Origin of the sequence: Massiliimalia timonensis (assembly GCF_900186585.1) — a bacterium.
Taxonomy (GTDB): Bacteria; Bacillota; Clostridia; order Oscillospirales; family Ruminococcaceae; genus Massiliimalia; species Massiliimalia timonensis.
Window position 1 is genome coordinate 20066 of record NZ_FYDD01000003.1, and the last position, 15460, is coordinate 35525.

Consider the following 15460-nt stretch of genomic DNA (forward strand, 5'->3'; position numbering starts at 1 on the left):
AAGGAGGCAATACCGGAATGACAAATGAAGAATTAAATGCGAAGCTGTATGAAAAAATGTTTGCCGAACAAGAGAAGTATAGGGAAAAGCTGCTTACAATGCAGCCGGAAGAAATTTTGGAACATGCTTATGAATACGCTGTGAGAGAGGACATTTTAGCATCATTGGAAAACAACGAATTGGAAGATTCTCAGGCGAGAGCGTTGTTAAAATATGCCCGTCCGCTTTCTCTTGTTTATAAGGAGTACGACAACCGGGTTAATGAATACATGGAAGATATTTGGAATACGATTGAAAGCGCAGCGAATCAGAAAATACAAGCCCAAAAGGACAGAAAACAACCGGAACGGTAGAAGAAGCCTACCATTGTTTTTTTCTTCCTTTTATCGTATAATGTGAAAGAAGAAAATAAAGGAGAATCCTATATGGAAGTTACAGCAAGTATGATCCGGTCAATGACACATCGTAGCGGTGACGCGGAGGTTGAATCAGGACAGCTTAAAGGGGCGATTGAATACAAAGCAGAGCACGGAAGGGCAATCTCTTTTCTGGCTGTTACCATGACAGAAGAATTTAATCGAGATTTGGAATTACCCGGAGAAATTGAGAGCATTAAGTTCATGCAAGGGGAAGATGATTCGTGGACGGTTATCTTCGCAGCCAAGAATGAAAAGGTACCTTCTATAGCAAGTATTTCCAATGACGAAATGAATAGATTGCTGGAACAAAATCGAATTGTGCTGTACGGAGGTTAAAAATATCCTGATAAAATAAAGAAAAGCCGGTTGGTATTTACCAACCGGCTTTTTACATAGGAAAGCAAATACCATTACATATTCAGCTATTTAAAAAGGCTAATCTACGGATATGTATTGGGGTGCTATTTATGTCGTTTTATAGCCGTGAAACAGTGGCAGACGTGAAAAAGATAGATTTGTTGACCTACCTGCAAAACTATGAACCGGAGGAACTTGTGCATGTATCGGGAAATGTGTACTGTACAAAAGCCCATGACAGCCTGCGGATTTCTAATGGGAAGTGGTGCTGGTTTTCACAGGGGATCGGAGGAAAATCCGCTTTGGATTATCTGATTAAAGTAAACGGATATACATTTCTGCAAGCAATGGAAATCCTGATAGATCATGTGAAAACACAAAAGCCGGTCTTGGTAAGCTATTCAAAGCAAGAGCCAAAACCATTTTGCCTGCCAAAAGCCTACCGGTATGCTACCTATGCAGTTTCTTATTTAGAGTGCCGGGGGATTTCCTCGGAGATCGTTGATTTTTGTTTCCATACCGGACGGATATATGAAAGCTATCCACATCATAACGTCGTATTTGTCGGCTTTGATAAGAATGGAAAAGAACGCTTTGCCTGCCAGAGAGGAATTGCAACTGATTTTAAAGGCGATGTTGCAGGAAGCAATAAGAAGTATTCCTTTGCATTTCCTGTTAATCCTGAAAGTAAAAGAGTACATCTTTTTGAATCCGCGATAGATTTAATGTCTTATGCAACACTTCTTCAAATGGAGGGAATGAATTGGCGAAGGGCCAATTTGCTATCCCTTTCCGGGATATACCAGCCCAAAAAAGAGATTGCGGAAAGCAAGCTTCCGGCAGCTCTTACACAATACTTAGAGGACTATCCGCATATCAATTCAGTCATGCTACATCTGGATAATGATAAACCGGGCAGACTGGCAGCAAAGACAATTTGTACTGTTATGCCGGAAGGAATAACAGTAATCAACCGTCCGCCGCCGCATGGGAAAGACTATAACGATTACCTTTGTGCTCGGTTGAAAAAATCTATTCAAAAAAATCAGGAAAGGGCAGAGCGTTGATTTTCTGGCAACGAATATCTTCTGCTGTTCCGGGAACGATATTGACAATAGTTCGGTCAACCGATATAATGATAGTGGAGGAATACAAAATGGAGATCAATGAATTACTTTCTCAAAAAGGAATGTCAAAGTACCGTTTGTCAAAAGAAAGCGGAGTAGCACAAACAACGATTATGGATATTTGCAGCGGCAAAGCACGGATTGAAAAATGTGCCGGAGATACTCTGTACCGGATCGCCAAGGCGTTAGAGGTATCAATGGAAAGTTTGCTTGAAGAAAGAATGAAGGAAGATGAGCATATGGAACATAGGGCTTCTTTTGAAGTATTTAAAAGCAATGTTTGCCATGCTGTGAAAGATAAGGGCGATATTGATTTTTTGATTGATACGCTGGAAAGCGATGAGATTCGCCGCCTGTATAATAAACAGTGGTATCCTGAAGCTCTTTACCTTTTGGCGATGGTGGACTATCTTTCACGTGAAAATGGCGTGCCTTTATGTACAAAATATAGCGATATTCGTAACTGTAAATTAAAAAATGCTATTTATCCCGCAAGCCTTGTGCTTTCGGCGGCAGCGATGAGAAACCAACAATCGCTAGAGGAAAGCCAAAAAACAGCGATCCCGGAGTTTATGCGTCATAACATTGTAGAAAACGAGGTGCGAAATGTCATCTAAGATTTCATTTACTAAAGAAAATCTTGACCGTTGCCTGCGGGAACTTGGAAAAGAATTTCGCCGTTTGAACGGGACAGCCATGCCAGCAGAAATTACACTGATTGGAGGCGCGTCCGTTCTTGCTAATTATGGGTTCCGGGATATGACCTATGATGTGGACGCTATGATACGGGCGTCATCGGCAATGAAAGAAGCAATCAATCGAGTGGGTGATCGGTTAGGGCTTCCGGCGGGGTGGCTCAATTCCGATTTTACCCGGACGAAATCCTATACGCCCAAACTAGCTGAATATTCGGTGTATTATAAAACTTTTTCCAACGTTCTAACTGTACGGACTATTTCCGGCGAGTATTTGATTGCCATGAAATTGATGTCGAGCAGGCAATATAAAAATGATATTTCTGATATTGTAGGAATCCTGCGGGAACAGAAGGAACGGGGCAGCCCGTTTACCTTACAACAGATTGAAACGGCTGTTTGCAATCTATATGGCGGCTGGGATCATTTTCCCAAAACAGCGTTTCCGTTGATAAAGGAAATCATGGAAAGCGGGCGTTTGGAAGAATTATACCGATTATATCGGGAAGAAGAAAAAAACAGCAAAGAAACATTGATTGAATTTGAAAAGGACTATCCTGGTGTGGCAAAGGAGGATAACATAGGGGAGATTTTGAAAAACCTAAAAGCACGAAAGCAGAGAGATTTGGATAAATAGTGCTTTTCTATTGTAAAGAGCGTTCTAAAAAGAACGCTCTTTTTTATTGCTCAGAAAATTTATAAACTGGAGGAAAAAGACGATGGACATATTAAATACCGGAAAAAGAATCCGATATTTTCGGATTTTAAATGGTATGACGCAAAAGGCGCTCGGAATGGCGGCAGGCTTTCCCGAAAAGAGCGCCGATGTACGGATTGCACAATATGAAACCGGTACAAGGAAGCCGAAACATGATGTGATCGTTTCTTTAGCGAATGTATTTAATGTTTCACCTATGGTACTTGAGGTTCCAAGTATCAAGAACAGTACAGAATTGTGTTATCTATTGTTTGCACTGGAGGACGAATTTGGAGTTGTCCTGTATCCACAGCCGGGTAACTATATTGAAGAAATTTGTGAGCCGATAACTCTATGGCAGCATCAGAGGGAACTCTTAGAAGCCGGAGGAATCTGCTACGAAGAATACGATCACTGGCGTTATCACTACCGTTAATAATAGGCAGATTGATATATTTTTTCGCTGGTAAAATATTCCCGGAACGGGAATGGAATGTATGTGTACCAGCAAGCATCGCCTTTGGGTGACCAAAGGCAGCTTGTTAGGGGAAATCCCCTAAAACCCCTGTGAATGAAAGTGAGATGATAAGAATGAGGAAACGAAACTGCCGTGTGCAGGTACGGCTGGATAACAAAGAATATCAGGCGTTTATGAAACGTGTCAAAAAGACCGGGTTATCTCAGGAAGTATATTTACGCCATCTAATAAGCGGGCTTGTTCCGCAGGAAGCACCACCCTCTGAATATTTTGATTTTATGAAAGAGTTATACCGGGTGGGAAACAACCTTAACCAAGTCGCACAGAAAGCCCATGTGCTGAACGTGATCGACGTGCAAAGATATGATAAAGCGGTAAGACAATTCGAGAAACTGGTACAAGACATTACAAGGGCAGTGATTTTGCCGCGTTCTGCAAAGTGAAATCTTATGGCAACGACTTCTATCTGGAGCGTAAAAGGCTGGCTGGGAAAGCTGTTGATCTATGCAGAGAATCCAGAGAAAACATTAAATCCCAACTTCTATCCCCGAAAGGATTTATCAGAACAGGAAAGACAGGGACTTGATGACGTGATAGACTATGCAGTGCAGCAGGGAAAAACGACAAAGATAGATACTGATGATGAAAATGTTTCAGTCATACAACGTTTTGTTTCAGGCGTTAATTGCTCGGCTTCTACTGCCCGTGATGAGATGATAGCAGTAAAAAGACGTTTTGGAAAGGAAAACGGAGTAGTTGCTTATCATGGCTATCAATCCTTTGCGCCGGGAGAGGTCAATCCTCAGACAGCGCATGAAATTGGATTGAAGCTTGCCCAAAAGTTATGGGGCAACGGTTATCAGGTAATCGTCGCTACACATTTAGATCAGGAAAGCCATATCCATAATCATTTTGTTGTCAATACTGTTTCGTTCAAAGACGGGAAACGGTATCACCGCACAGAAAAAGACTATTACGATATGCAGAAGGAATCAGATCGGTTGTGCCGGGAATATGGGCTGTCTGTCATTGAAAATCCCCAGCGCGGCAAATCAAAGCATTATGGAGAGTGGAAAGCTGAACAGGATTCTCGCCCAACATGGCGAGGAATTATTAGAGCTGATATGGACAGCGCCATTCGACGTTCCAAAACGGAAAAACAATTTTTTCATTTTTTAAAGGAAATGGGATATGAAATCAAAATAGGTCGGGATATTTCTGTGCGCCCATTAGGAAAAGAGAGGTTTTTCCGCTTGGCCCGGAATCTTGGAGAGGAATATTCTATCGGAGAAATTCGGAGAAGGATTCTGTCCCAGCGTTTTTTAAAATTATCTGTTTCAAGCTATGTATCACGCCCCCAAAAATATACACTGAGAGGCAGTTTTAAGAAGATAAGAAAAGTAACAGGCTTTCGAGCGTTATATTTTCACTACTGTTATTTATTAGGAATATTTCCAAAGAAACGACCGCTTAAAAAACGTTCAGTACCTATTCTTTTCCGCGAGGATTTAATTCGTGCAAAAGAACTTTCCGATGAAGCAAGATTGTTGGTCAAGCATAGGATTGATACACCTGAACAGCTTTTGGATTTTCAAAGTAAAACAGAATCAGAAATTGACGAAATTACCAGCCAGCGAAAACAGCTATACAAAGTATTACGCAGCAAAAATACTGTACAAGATGGGGAAATAAAGATGGAGGTGAAAGAAAAAATTTCAGCTTTTAATGCAGAACTAAAAAAGTTAAGGTATCAGGTGAAATTATGCAAAGATATTATAGTGCGCTCTGAACAAATAAAGGAAAAATTTAAGACGATCCGTGAGGACGCGGAAAACCAGAGAAAGGAGAGAGAAAAAGATGAACAATTCAGGGGACGCGGCTGAACAAATCGTGCGGTTTGGATTTGAAGGGGCAGAAGTTGCATTGAAAATTACTGGTGCGGCAGCTAAAAATATTGCGGCTATGCTTTATGCAGTATTAAAGGATCAGAAACGGACACGAGGAAAAGCGCGGCTGGACAGTATGATTAGAGAAGGGAAACAGACCGCTATCTATACAGTAAAAAAAGATGATTGTCCGAATTTTGCCAAGCAAGCTAAAAAGTATGGAATCAAATATTCCCCGATTCCCGTAAAAAAAGAAGATAAATCAGTAGATATTATGGTGTTTGAAGATGACGCGGTGCGTGCCAACCGTATTGTAGAAAAATTCAATATATCGGCGGTAAAGAGTGCTTCTATCACAAATGAGGTAGAAGAAATCAAGAAAAAACAGCAGGCAGGAAAAGCACCGAATGAACAAACGGGAAAGGAGCAGTCTGCTACAGAAAAGAGTGCAGAGGATCAACTATTAGACGAAATGCTGGGAAGCCCGATACAAAAGGAAAAAGGGCAGGCAGAAAAAGAGAATCTTTTTGGAGAAGCGGCGGGAAAAGCCCATCCGTCCGCGAATATCTCCGAGCCTACAAACAAGACGGGTTCTTTTGAGCCGGTAAAACCGTCTGTCCGTGAGGAATTGAGGGAAATTACAGTGGCTCAGAAGCAGAAAGAAGGAACATTGAAAGCGGAAGAAAAGTCCGTTTCACAGAACAAATCGTACCAACAAACTATTACACACAAGCAGCCAAAACCTAAGAAGAAACCAAAGACAAGAGGGAGGTAAATGATCATGAGTGACTTTGACGATGTTTTTGTATCAGTTGAAACGAAGGAGCCTGCACAGTCTAAAGAGGAACGGAGGACAACACCGAAAGAATGGTGGCAGATACGGGAACAAAAAGAACGGGAACAGGCGTATTCGTCGTTGGATCGGATTTTCGCTGATTTTTCAGAGGGAAAAGGAAATCTATGCGAATACCTAGATACCTATGGACGGATTGACCGTTATTCATTCAGAAATGTTCTGTTAATTCATAAAAAGTGTCCCCATGCGACATGGCCCGGAAATTATGGTTATTGGAAATCAAAGGGTGTTGACATATTAAGAACTGAAAGAAGAAACCCTATTATTATTTTAGAACCGGGCGGCACATATCAACGTCAAGACGGGTCGATTGGACAAAATTATTATGCAAAGGAAATTTTTGATGTTTCACAGACCACAGCCCGCGGGGAAACAAGAAACAGGCCAAATTTTGATGATCGTTCGCTGTTAAAAGCCCTTATCAGTAAATCACCGGTTCCCATAGAGGTAGCTGAAAATTTCCAAAAAGAAGGGAAAGGCGCAATATATGACCAAGAGCAAAAGAAAATTTTTGTAAGACAGGGCATGGAGGCACAGGACATTTTTCGATGTGTGTCTTTTGAACTGGCAAAAGCTGAATTGGAACGACTAGACGGAGAATATACCCCGGAAGATGTACACAAGGCTTATTGTATCTCATATTTGCTGTGCAGAAAATACGGGATTGATACTCAAGGTTATGATAAGGACAGTCTAAATCAAACTTTTGTAGGAAAAAATTCAAAAGAAATTGGTATGGAGCTAAATAGCTTGGAAAATGCTATAGGGGCAATCAATCATCGAATGTCAAGGACATTAAGAGAAAGCTTTAAAGGAGCTGTATCAAAAGATTATGAGCGTTAGGAGGAGAAAGCTGTGAAAAGAGAAGAAAAGGTTACTCTTACACTTGATAGGTATGAGCATAGCATTATGATTCAGGCATTGCATGAATTGAGAAATGATATGCTTGCGAATCATCAAATCACAGATGATGTAGATGATGTTTTATTAAAAACATTTGACGCACCAGTGACAAAGAAAGTGAAGTGGCGTGATGAGGCCCGATAATAATGCGAAAGCCGGTATATGGTCATACGCCATCGGGACAATATTGGTTGTATGGCTTTCATTACTAATTGCGCCCTCAATATCCGGGGGAATAGCTTCTATTATTGAATATTTTCCGGCTGCAATCAGCAACCCTTTTCAAATTATATGGTGTGAGGACAGTATGAAAACTGTCCTCATTTTTATTGCCATTTATGGCTTTGGTGTGGGGATTTATCTGTCTACCCGGCGGAACTACCGCAGAGGCGAAGAACACGGATCTGCAAAATGGGGAAATCCGAAAGAAGTGAATAAGAAGTATGCGGACAAAAATTTAGCAAGCAACCGGATTTTTACACAGCATGTACGAATGGGATTAGACGGAAGAAAGCACCGGCGTAATCTCAATACTCTTGTTGTCGGCGGAAGCGGCGCAGGCAAAAGCCGGTTTTATGCAAAAGTAAATCTTTTGCAGGCGAACACTTCATATTTCGTGCTGGATTGTAAAGGGGAATTATTAAGGGACTGCGGTGCTTTACTGAAAAAGAAAGGCTATGAAATTCGTGTAGTAGACCTTTTGAATATGAGCAAAAGCCATTGCTATAACCCATTTGTGTATCTTCAAGACGATAACGACGTACAAAAAATGGTAACAAATCTGTTTAAGGCTACTACACCGAAAGGAAGCAAATCAAATGACCCCTTTTGGGATACAGCCGCCTCTATGCTGCTCATGGCTTTGGTGTTTTATCTCCATTATGAAGCTCCTGATGATGAAAAAAATTTTGAAACCGTTATGCAAATGCTCCGAGCGGGGGAGGTTCGGGAGGACGATGATTCTTACCAGTCGCCTTTAGATGAATTATTTGAGCGTTTGGAAATGAGATCGCCGGAGCATATTGCCGTAAAGTATTACAAAGATTACCGTTCGGGAAGTGCAAAGACCTTGAAATCTATTCAAATTACTTTAGCGGCTCGGCTGGAAAAGTTTAATCTTTCATCTGTTGCAGCATTGACGGCAACGGACGAACTGGATTTACAATCGCTGGGTGAAAAAAAGATGGCCCTTTTTGCACTGATTCCAGATAACGACGCAAGTTTTAATTTCTTAGTCAGTTTACTGTATGCAAGTACCTTTCAGCAGTTGTTTTATTTAGCCGATCATAAACATAACGGCAGTTTACCAGTGCCAGTGCATTTTGTGATGGACGAATTTGCGAACGTTTCATTGCCCTCAGACTTTGACAAACTGCTCGCTACTATGCGATCACGGAATATTTCAGTTTCGATTATTCTTCAGAATATTGCGCAGCTAAAAGCTTTATTTGAAAAAGAATGGGAATCTATCGCCGGAAACTGTGATGAATTTCTTTATCTTGGAGGAAATGAAACCAGCACCCATAAGCTGATTTCTGAAAGCTATCTGGGAAAATCGACTGTTTGGTTAGATACCTATGGGAAAAGTACCGGGCATTCCGGAAACTATTCGACAAATAACCAGATCACAGGCAGGGAATTGATGACCCCTGATGAAGTGCGTATGCTCGATAACAATTTAGCTTTGTTGTTTATCCGTGGCGAACGTCCATTAGTGGACGAGAAATACGACTTGTTGAAGCACCCGAATATACGGTACACAACTGATGGAAATGCCCGTCCTTATGAACACGGAGGAAAACAGTATGTGGTAGCTAGTATGTCATTTGTAGAAAATCCGTTTGAATTTGAGCAATCCAATTTTGAAATGGCATTTGAAATTTTATCTGATGAGGAGATACAAACCATTTTCCAAATCACAAAGGAGGAATTATATCATGAATATATTTCGTAAGAAACCAAACAAGGAAACGCATTCTCTAAAATTGGGGCAGAAAGGCAAAAAGGCATTTGCGGTATATGCAGCAATAGCACTGTCGGTTTGCAGTTTTGGTACTACTGTGTTTGCGGCAAGCGACCCGTTAGCCGTTATCAATAACCTTTCAGATTTTATTTTTGGTTTGATTCGCGCGATTGGTATGATCCTGTTAGGCTTCGGTGTAGTTCAGATCGGGTTGAGTTTGAAATCCCATGATCCGTCCCAGCGTGCTAACGGCTTTCTAACCCTTGCTGGCGGAGTTGTTATTACTTTTGCAAAAGAAATTTTAAGCTTAATTACAGGAGGATAAATAGCAAGAGCGGTAGGCCATTTTTATATGCTTGTCCTTTAAAATAGTTAAATTTGCGAGGAAAGGAGGTTTGTAAATGTCAGATAATTGGGTGGTGCAAAACCTAGAAAATGCTTTAAATACTTGGAATCAAAAATTAACTGAGATTTGGCAGCTTATTACACAATCACCGCAGCAGTTTAAGGGTGGGACGATTTGGAATGTTATCGTAAATATACATGGTGCAGTACAGGCTATAGGCTTGGCTTTATTAGTGCTGTTTTTTGTTGTGGGGATCGTTAAGACGTGTGGATCGTTTGCGGAGGTTCGTAAACCAGAGCACGCCTTAAAATTATTTATACGCTTCGCCATTGCAAAAGGAGTTGTGACCTATGGGCTGGAATTGATGTTGGCGTTATTTAATATTGTTCAGGGGTTGGTTTCAACAATCATGACATCTGGTGGTTTGGGTGCGGCACAGCAAACTATTTTACCACAGGAAATTGTTAATGCTGTTGAAAATAGTGACTTTTGGGATCAAATACCATTATGGGCTGTGACGCTGATCGGAAGCCTGTTTATTGTTATCCTGTCCTTTATTATGATAATGACAGTGTACGGGCGTTTTTTCAAATTGTACCTTTATACAGCGATTGCCCCAGTTCCTCTTTCAACATTTGCCGGAGAACCTACGCAGCATGTTGGAAAGAGTTTTATAAAGAGTTATGCTGCGGTGTGTCTGGAGGGAGCAATTATTGTCCTCGGCTGTATTATCTTTTCCTTGTTTGCTGCTTCACCGCCTGCGATAAGTCCAAATGCGGCGGCTGTAACACAGGTATGGAGCTACGTCGGGGAGTTGATTTTTAATATGCTTGTTCTAGTCGGGGCTGTGAAAATGGCCGACCGCATTGTACGGGAAATGATGGGACTGTAAAGGAGAATATCAATGAAGCGATTTTATGTTTTCAAAGACGGAATGCAACAAGGAAGTATGTCATCGAAAGAAGAAGCCATCGAATTGATTAGGCGGCGCCAAAAACGTGAAACACACCCTATTCTGCGTTCGGAATACAGCATTATTGAGGGTGAGGAAGAATTTATCCCCTATCTCACTCAGCTTGAACAACCCAAGAAAAAGCGGGAAATGGAGCGTTAGGCAAAAAATATTTGAAATTCAAAATTATTTGTTGATAAGGAGTAAACTATTATGAACTCATACGAAGAAAAGAAGCAAAGAAGAATTGACTACTACAACGAAAAAGCGGAAAGGTTTGAACAGGAAAGTACCCGTCTTTCACAGGAATCCAGCAAGATGATTGGCGCTATTCCTATTGGACAGCCTCTTATGCCGGATCACCATTCTTATAGATCCGACAAAAATTATCGTGACCGTGCATGGGGAAAAATGGGAAAATCTGTTGAGATAGGTCAGAAAGCAGATTATTACCGCAGCAAGGCAGAGGCTGCCGAGAAAAATACCGCCATTTCCAGCGATGACCCCGAAGCGGTCACGAAGTTGAAAAGCAAGTTAGAAAAACTGCAAAATTTCCAAAGCTATATGAAAACGGTAAATTCCTATTACCGCAAAAACGGTACGATGAAAGGATTTGAAGGTATTTCTGATGAAAAGGCGGCGAATATCGACGAGACAGTAAAAAACAGTTATTCATGGATAACTGTTCCCTATGCCCCTTATGAACTTTCACAGAATAATGCGGAGATCAACCGTCTGAAAAAACGAATTGCCATATTGGAACGCCGGGAGGAAACGGGCTTCGTGGGCTGGAAGTTTGAGGGCGGCGAGGCTGTTGCCAACAGGGAGGAAAACCGCTTGCAACTTTTGTTTGATGAAAAACCGAATGATGAGCAACGGCGGATTTTAAAATCGTATGGTTTTCATTGGTCCCCTAGAGAGCAGGCATGGCAGAGGCAACTTAATGACAATGCGATTTATGCGGCAGGCCGGATTGATTTTATTTGTCCTGAGAATGGAAAAAGTCCAAGAGAGCTACAGCCAAAACCTGTAAAGAAAGATGCACCAGATCGTTGATCGGGAAATAAGGAGGAACATATTATGAATATCAATACTGAAAAATTGTTGAGGCTTTCAAAACGAATGTTGAAGCGTACAGAAGAATATCAGGAAAATCGAAAAAGTGATATGTCTGAGGAAGATAATTTTCAAATGGAATATCTTTTAGGAAAAGGGAACTGTTCTAAATCGAAAGATGTGATTGCGTATGCTTCTAATTACGATGGGATTATATATTTTTATCCCTTACAGCAAATGAGTAATGCCAGATTTGTTTCTACTTGGGACTTTGAAGATACCAGTTATGATTCACAACTGTTTGACCATTTGGAGTGTGGCTATGATTTACTTTGGGCTACATCTGTATGCCATAATGGAATATGGTGCGAGATAGAGGAAAGCTATCATGAAGAAATAGAACATAAAGCTGGTATGCAAAAGTATTTAGAATACTGTGTGCGAAATTATATCACAAAAGAATCTTTGAAAGAAGAAACCGGTTATAATGGCAAGGACATTATGGCCTTGTATGATAAAGAAAAAGCGAAAATCAAATGGCAAAAAGGGCAAGAACGATAACAATAACAGGGGGAATATATATGGAAGTAAAAATCAATCGGGAAATTCGCAACTATACTGAATCTATGTTTTTCGGATTGAGTATGCGGCAATTTGTCTTTTCCATTCTGGCCTGCGGCGTAGCCGTGGGCCTTTATTTTATCCTGCGTCCCTATTTGGGTTTAGAAACTCTTTCGTGGATTTGTATTCTGGGCGCTGCACCTTTTGCCATGTTGGGCTTTATTACTTATCATGGCATGAAAGCGGAACAGTTTATATGGGTTTGGCTGCGCTCGGAAATTATCGAACCGAAAGAAATCCGTTTTGAATCTTCTACCCTTTATTATGAAGCTCTTAAAGATACGATTAAAAAAATATAATAGGGAGGAAAGACATGATTAGGACATTAAAAAATCTGTTTAAGCAGGATCGGGAACGCTATACTGTTCCCCGAAGGGTGCAGGATACAATCCCGGTTCGGCGTATCTGGAAAGATGGTATTTTTATGACCGGGAATAAGTTCTCTAAAACCTACCAATTTACAGACATCAATTATTTTGTAGCGAGCCGGGAAGATAAAGAAGCAATGTTTTTAAGTTATTCAGAGTTACTCAATAGTCTGGATTCAGGTGCATCTACTAAAATTACGATCAATAACCGCCGTTTGAATCAGGCAAACTTTGAACAATCAATCCTTATGCCTATGCGTGACGATTTTCGGGACGAATACCGGAAAGAGTATAACCAAATGCTTTTGGATAAAGCTATGGGAGGCAATAGAATCATTCAGGAAAAATACATTACCATTTCAGTCAATAAAAAGAATGTTGAAGAAGCGCGGACATATTTTGCCCGTGTAGGTGCTGATTTAATTTCCCATTTTGCTGTGCTAGGTTCAAAATGTAAGGAATTGGACGCAGAGGAAAAACTGCGGGTACTTCATGATTTTTACCGTCAAGGAGAAGAAGCCGATTTTTATTTTGACCCACAGGATATGATGAAAAAAGGTCATGATTTTAAAGACTATATTTGCCCGGATTCGATAGAAAAAAATAGTGATTATATAAAACTCGGTGAAAAGTATTGCCGGGTTTTATTTTTGAAAGATTATGCTTCCTATATCAAGGACAGTATGGTAACGGAATTGACGGATTTTAACCGCAATATGATGTTGTCGATTGATGTGGTCCCTATCCCTACCGATGAAGCAGTACGAGAAGTGGAAAACCGTCTTTTAGGCATAGAAACCAACATTACGAACTGGCAAAGGCGGCAAAATGCCAATAATAACTTTTCTGCGGTTGTCCCTTATGATATGGAACTGCAAAGGAAAGAGGCGAAAGAATTTCTGGACGATTTAACTACCAGAGATCAGCGCATGATGTTTGCCGTGATTACTATGGTGATTTCTGCCGATAGTAAGGAACAGCTTGACAGTGATACCGAGGCCATTTTGTCTGTAGCGAGAAAGCATATGTGCCAGCTTGCAACCCTCAAATTTCAGCAGCTTGACGGTTTAAATACGGTACTTCCGATTGGAACACGAAAAATCAATGCGTTTCGCACCTTAACCACGGAATCACTTGCGGTTTTTATGCCTTTCAAAGTACAAGAGATTCAAGATGATGGGGGAATTTATTATGGTGAAAACGCGATTTCCCATAACTTGATTTTGTGCAGCAAAGAAAATCTTTTGAATCAATCGGCTTTTCTGCTCGGTGTTCCCGGATCGGGGAAATCATTTAGTGTAAAAGAATTGATTACATTTCTGATTTTAAATACGAATGATGATATTTTAATCTGTGATCCAGAGGGTGAATTTGTGCCGTTGATTCAGGCTTTGAGCTGGGATATTTCTACAGTCATTCGTATGACAGCAGGCGGGAAGGATCGGCTTAATGCGATGTACATGGTTGATGGATATGGTGAAAACAATCCGATTGTGGAGAAATCTCAATTTGTCATGTCGTTGATTGAACAGATAGATAAACGGGGAGTTGGCCCGCAGCATAAATCAATTATAGACCGTTGTACAGCTTTAGTTTATCAAGAAGCGGAGCAAACAGGAAGGGCAGCTACCCTTTGTGATCTGCGTAATAAGTTGTTGGAGCAGCCAGAAAGGAAAGCGAAAGAGATCGCATTGTCTTTAGAGCTATTCACAACCGGTTCCCTTGATATTTTTGGAAAAGAAAGCACGGTTGATCTTGATAACCGTATTGTGGTATTTGATATTCATAGTTTAGGGGCACAATTAAAGCCTACAGGACTTTTAGTAATTACGGATACCATTTTAAATAGGGTAACATTGAACTGGAAATGCGGCAAACGTACTCACGTTTTTATCGACGAATTTCATGTAGTGTTTGAAAATGAGCAAAGCGGAATTTTCTTTAATTCCGCATGGAGGCAGTTCAGAAAACGGGGCGCTTATCCCACAGCCATTACGCAGAATGTAGAGTATTTGTTGGATTCCGTACAGGCGAGTACCATGCTGTCTAACTCTGAATTTGTTATCATGCTAAATCAGGCCGCGTCAGACCGGACTAAGCTGGCAAAGCTGCTCAATATATCCGATGAACAGATGAGCTATGTGACCAATGCCGACGCGGGGTGTGGGTTAATCAAGTATGGAAGTGTTCTTGTCCCGTTTATTAACCATTTTCCGAAAAACACAAAATTATATCAGCTTATGACAACTAAGCCCGGCGAGGGCGTATTTGGGGGTCAGGCAGTGCCAATAAAGAGGACGGTGGATAGCGTATGAAACCAGAAAAATTTATACGAGATGTAGGGCGGCTATTGGACGGCTGTTCCACAGAGAGTATTGAAACATGGATTCAGTGGGCGAAAGAATGTGTTGAATCGGAACAATATCTGGATTTTAAGCCCCTTCCAACAGAACAGGCGGTATCCGTATGGCTGGATTCCTACTATGCGTCATTCTATTTTATCAAGCAGGATTTTGGGAAATCAACTGCCGAAAAACTCGTCAGTCTTTCTAATTCGGCCTTGTGCTTATATCCTTATGAAATGCGAGAGGCGGCAAAGGTACTGAAAGCTGGAGGAAGCTTGGAGCAAATTGAGAAGATGATTGTGGAAGGAACATTAGAGGATTACAAAAAACTCCCCACGCTGGAAGATGTCAGGAAAAGTGTTCGGAATCGCAAGGAAAAGGAGAGATAGTT

At 41.0% G+C, this 15460-nt stretch carries 20 protein-coding genes; all 20 read left to right on the top strand.

The features are described 5' to 3' along the window. Positions 1-17: 17 nt before the first annotated feature. On the top strand, positions 18-353 hold the full coding sequence (locus CIB36_RS02030; protein WP_093987960.1) for a DUF3848 domain-containing protein: 336 nt from the start codon (positions 18-20) through the stop codon (positions 351-353). Positions 354-425: 72 nt separating this feature from the next. After that, positions 426-755 carry a hypothetical protein gene (locus CIB36_RS02035; RefSeq protein WP_093987961.1) on the top strand — a complete coding sequence of 110 codons (330 nt, stop codon included), beginning with the start codon at positions 426-428 and terminating at the stop codon, positions 753-755. A 131-nt stretch (positions 756-886) separates the two neighbouring features. Continuing rightward, a complete protein-coding gene (locus CIB36_RS02040) occupies positions 887-1843 on the top strand; it encodes a DUF3991 and TOPRIM domain-containing protein (RefSeq protein WP_093987962.1) in 957 nt (318 codons plus the stop codon). 89 nt (positions 1844-1932) lie between these two features. Next, the gene (locus CIB36_RS02045) at positions 1933-2520 is read left to right on the top strand and encodes a helix-turn-helix domain-containing protein (protein ID WP_093987963.1); all 588 of its coding nucleotides are present in this window, start codon (positions 1933-1935) and stop codon (positions 2518-2520) included. Beyond that, positions 2510-3235, top strand: coding sequence for a DUF6036 family nucleotidyltransferase (locus CIB36_RS02050; RefSeq protein WP_093987964.1), 726 nt, complete (start codon positions 2510-2512; stop codon positions 3233-3235). Before CIB36_RS02045 ends, CIB36_RS02050 begins: the two co-directional genes overlap by 11 nt. An 82-nt stretch (positions 3236-3317) precedes the next feature. Next, on the top strand, positions 3318-3731 hold the full coding sequence (locus CIB36_RS02055) for a helix-turn-helix domain-containing protein (RefSeq protein ID WP_093987965.1): 414 nt from the start codon (positions 3318-3320) through the stop codon (positions 3729-3731). Positions 3732-3886: 155 nt separating this feature from the next. Further along, positions 3887-4216: a plasmid mobilization protein gene (locus CIB36_RS02060; protein ID WP_093987966.1), complete on the top strand. Its 330-nt coding sequence runs from the start codon at positions 3887-3889 to the stop codon at positions 4214-4216. 162 nt (positions 4217-4378) lie between these two features. Further along, positions 4379-5656 carry a relaxase/mobilization nuclease domain-containing protein gene (locus tag CIB36_RS02065; protein WP_229408166.1) on the top strand — a complete coding sequence of 426 codons (1278 nt, stop codon included), beginning with the start codon at positions 4379-4381 and terminating at the stop codon, positions 5654-5656. Beyond that, the gene (locus CIB36_RS02070) at positions 5631-6434 is read left to right on the top strand and encodes a DUF3801 domain-containing protein (protein ID WP_093987968.1); all 804 of its coding nucleotides are present in this window, start codon (positions 5631-5633) and stop codon (positions 6432-6434) included. The genes CIB36_RS02065 and CIB36_RS02070 overlap by 26 nt, the downstream gene beginning before the upstream one ends. Positions 6435-6440: 6 nt before the next feature. Continuing rightward, entirely contained in the window at positions 6441-7358 is a 918-nt protein-coding gene (locus CIB36_RS02075; protein WP_158662549.1) for a hypothetical protein, read from the top strand. Positions 7359-7370: 12 nt separating this feature from the next. Next, positions 7371-7562 (top strand): hypothetical protein, encoded by a 192-nt coding sequence (locus tag CIB36_RS02080; RefSeq protein WP_093987970.1) that lies wholly within the window; start codon positions 7371-7373, stop codon positions 7560-7562. Continuing rightward, the gene (locus CIB36_RS02085) at positions 7549-9372 is read left to right on the top strand and encodes a VirD4-like conjugal transfer protein, CD1115 family (RefSeq protein ID WP_093987971.1); all 1824 of its coding nucleotides are present in this window, start codon (positions 7549-7551) and stop codon (positions 9370-9372) included. Before CIB36_RS02080 ends, CIB36_RS02085 begins: the two co-directional genes overlap by 14 nt. Further along, entirely contained in the window at positions 9356-9706 is a 351-nt protein-coding gene (locus tag CIB36_RS02090) for a glutamyl-tRNA amidotransferase (RefSeq protein WP_093987972.1), read from the top strand. Before CIB36_RS02085 ends, CIB36_RS02090 begins: the two co-directional genes overlap by 17 nt. Positions 9707-9782: 76 nt before the next feature. Next, positions 9783-10619 carry a hypothetical protein gene (locus CIB36_RS02095; protein WP_093987973.1) on the top strand — a complete coding sequence of 279 codons (837 nt, stop codon included), beginning with the start codon at positions 9783-9785 and terminating at the stop codon, positions 10617-10619. Between the two features lie 12 nt (positions 10620-10631). Further along, positions 10632-10841, top strand: coding sequence for a hypothetical protein (locus tag CIB36_RS02100; RefSeq protein WP_093987974.1), 210 nt, complete (start codon positions 10632-10634; stop codon positions 10839-10841). A gap of 51 nt (positions 10842-10892) precedes the next feature. Further along, positions 10893-11735, top strand: coding sequence for a DUF3560 domain-containing protein (locus CIB36_RS02105; RefSeq protein WP_093987975.1), 843 nt, complete (start codon positions 10893-10895; stop codon positions 11733-11735). A gap of 24 nt (positions 11736-11759) precedes the next feature. Beyond that, on the top strand, positions 11760-12296 hold the full coding sequence (locus tag CIB36_RS02110; RefSeq protein WP_093987976.1) for a hypothetical protein: 537 nt from the start codon (positions 11760-11762) through the stop codon (positions 12294-12296). A 20-nt stretch (positions 12297-12316) separates the two neighbouring features. Then, complete coding sequence (locus CIB36_RS02115; RefSeq protein WP_106408081.1) at positions 12317-12655, top strand: PrgI family protein; 339 nt, start codon at positions 12317-12319, stop codon at positions 12653-12655. 14 nt (positions 12656-12669) lie between these two features. Then, on the top strand, positions 12670-15039 hold the full coding sequence (locus CIB36_RS02120; protein WP_093987977.1) for a VirB4-like conjugal transfer ATPase, CD1110 family: 2370 nt from the start codon (positions 12670-12672) through the stop codon (positions 15037-15039). Beyond that, entirely contained in the window at positions 15036-15458 is a 423-nt protein-coding gene (locus CIB36_RS02125; protein ID WP_093987978.1) for a hypothetical protein, read from the top strand. Before CIB36_RS02120 ends, CIB36_RS02125 begins: the two co-directional genes overlap by 4 nt. The last annotated feature ends 2 nt before the right edge of the window (positions 15459-15460 follow it).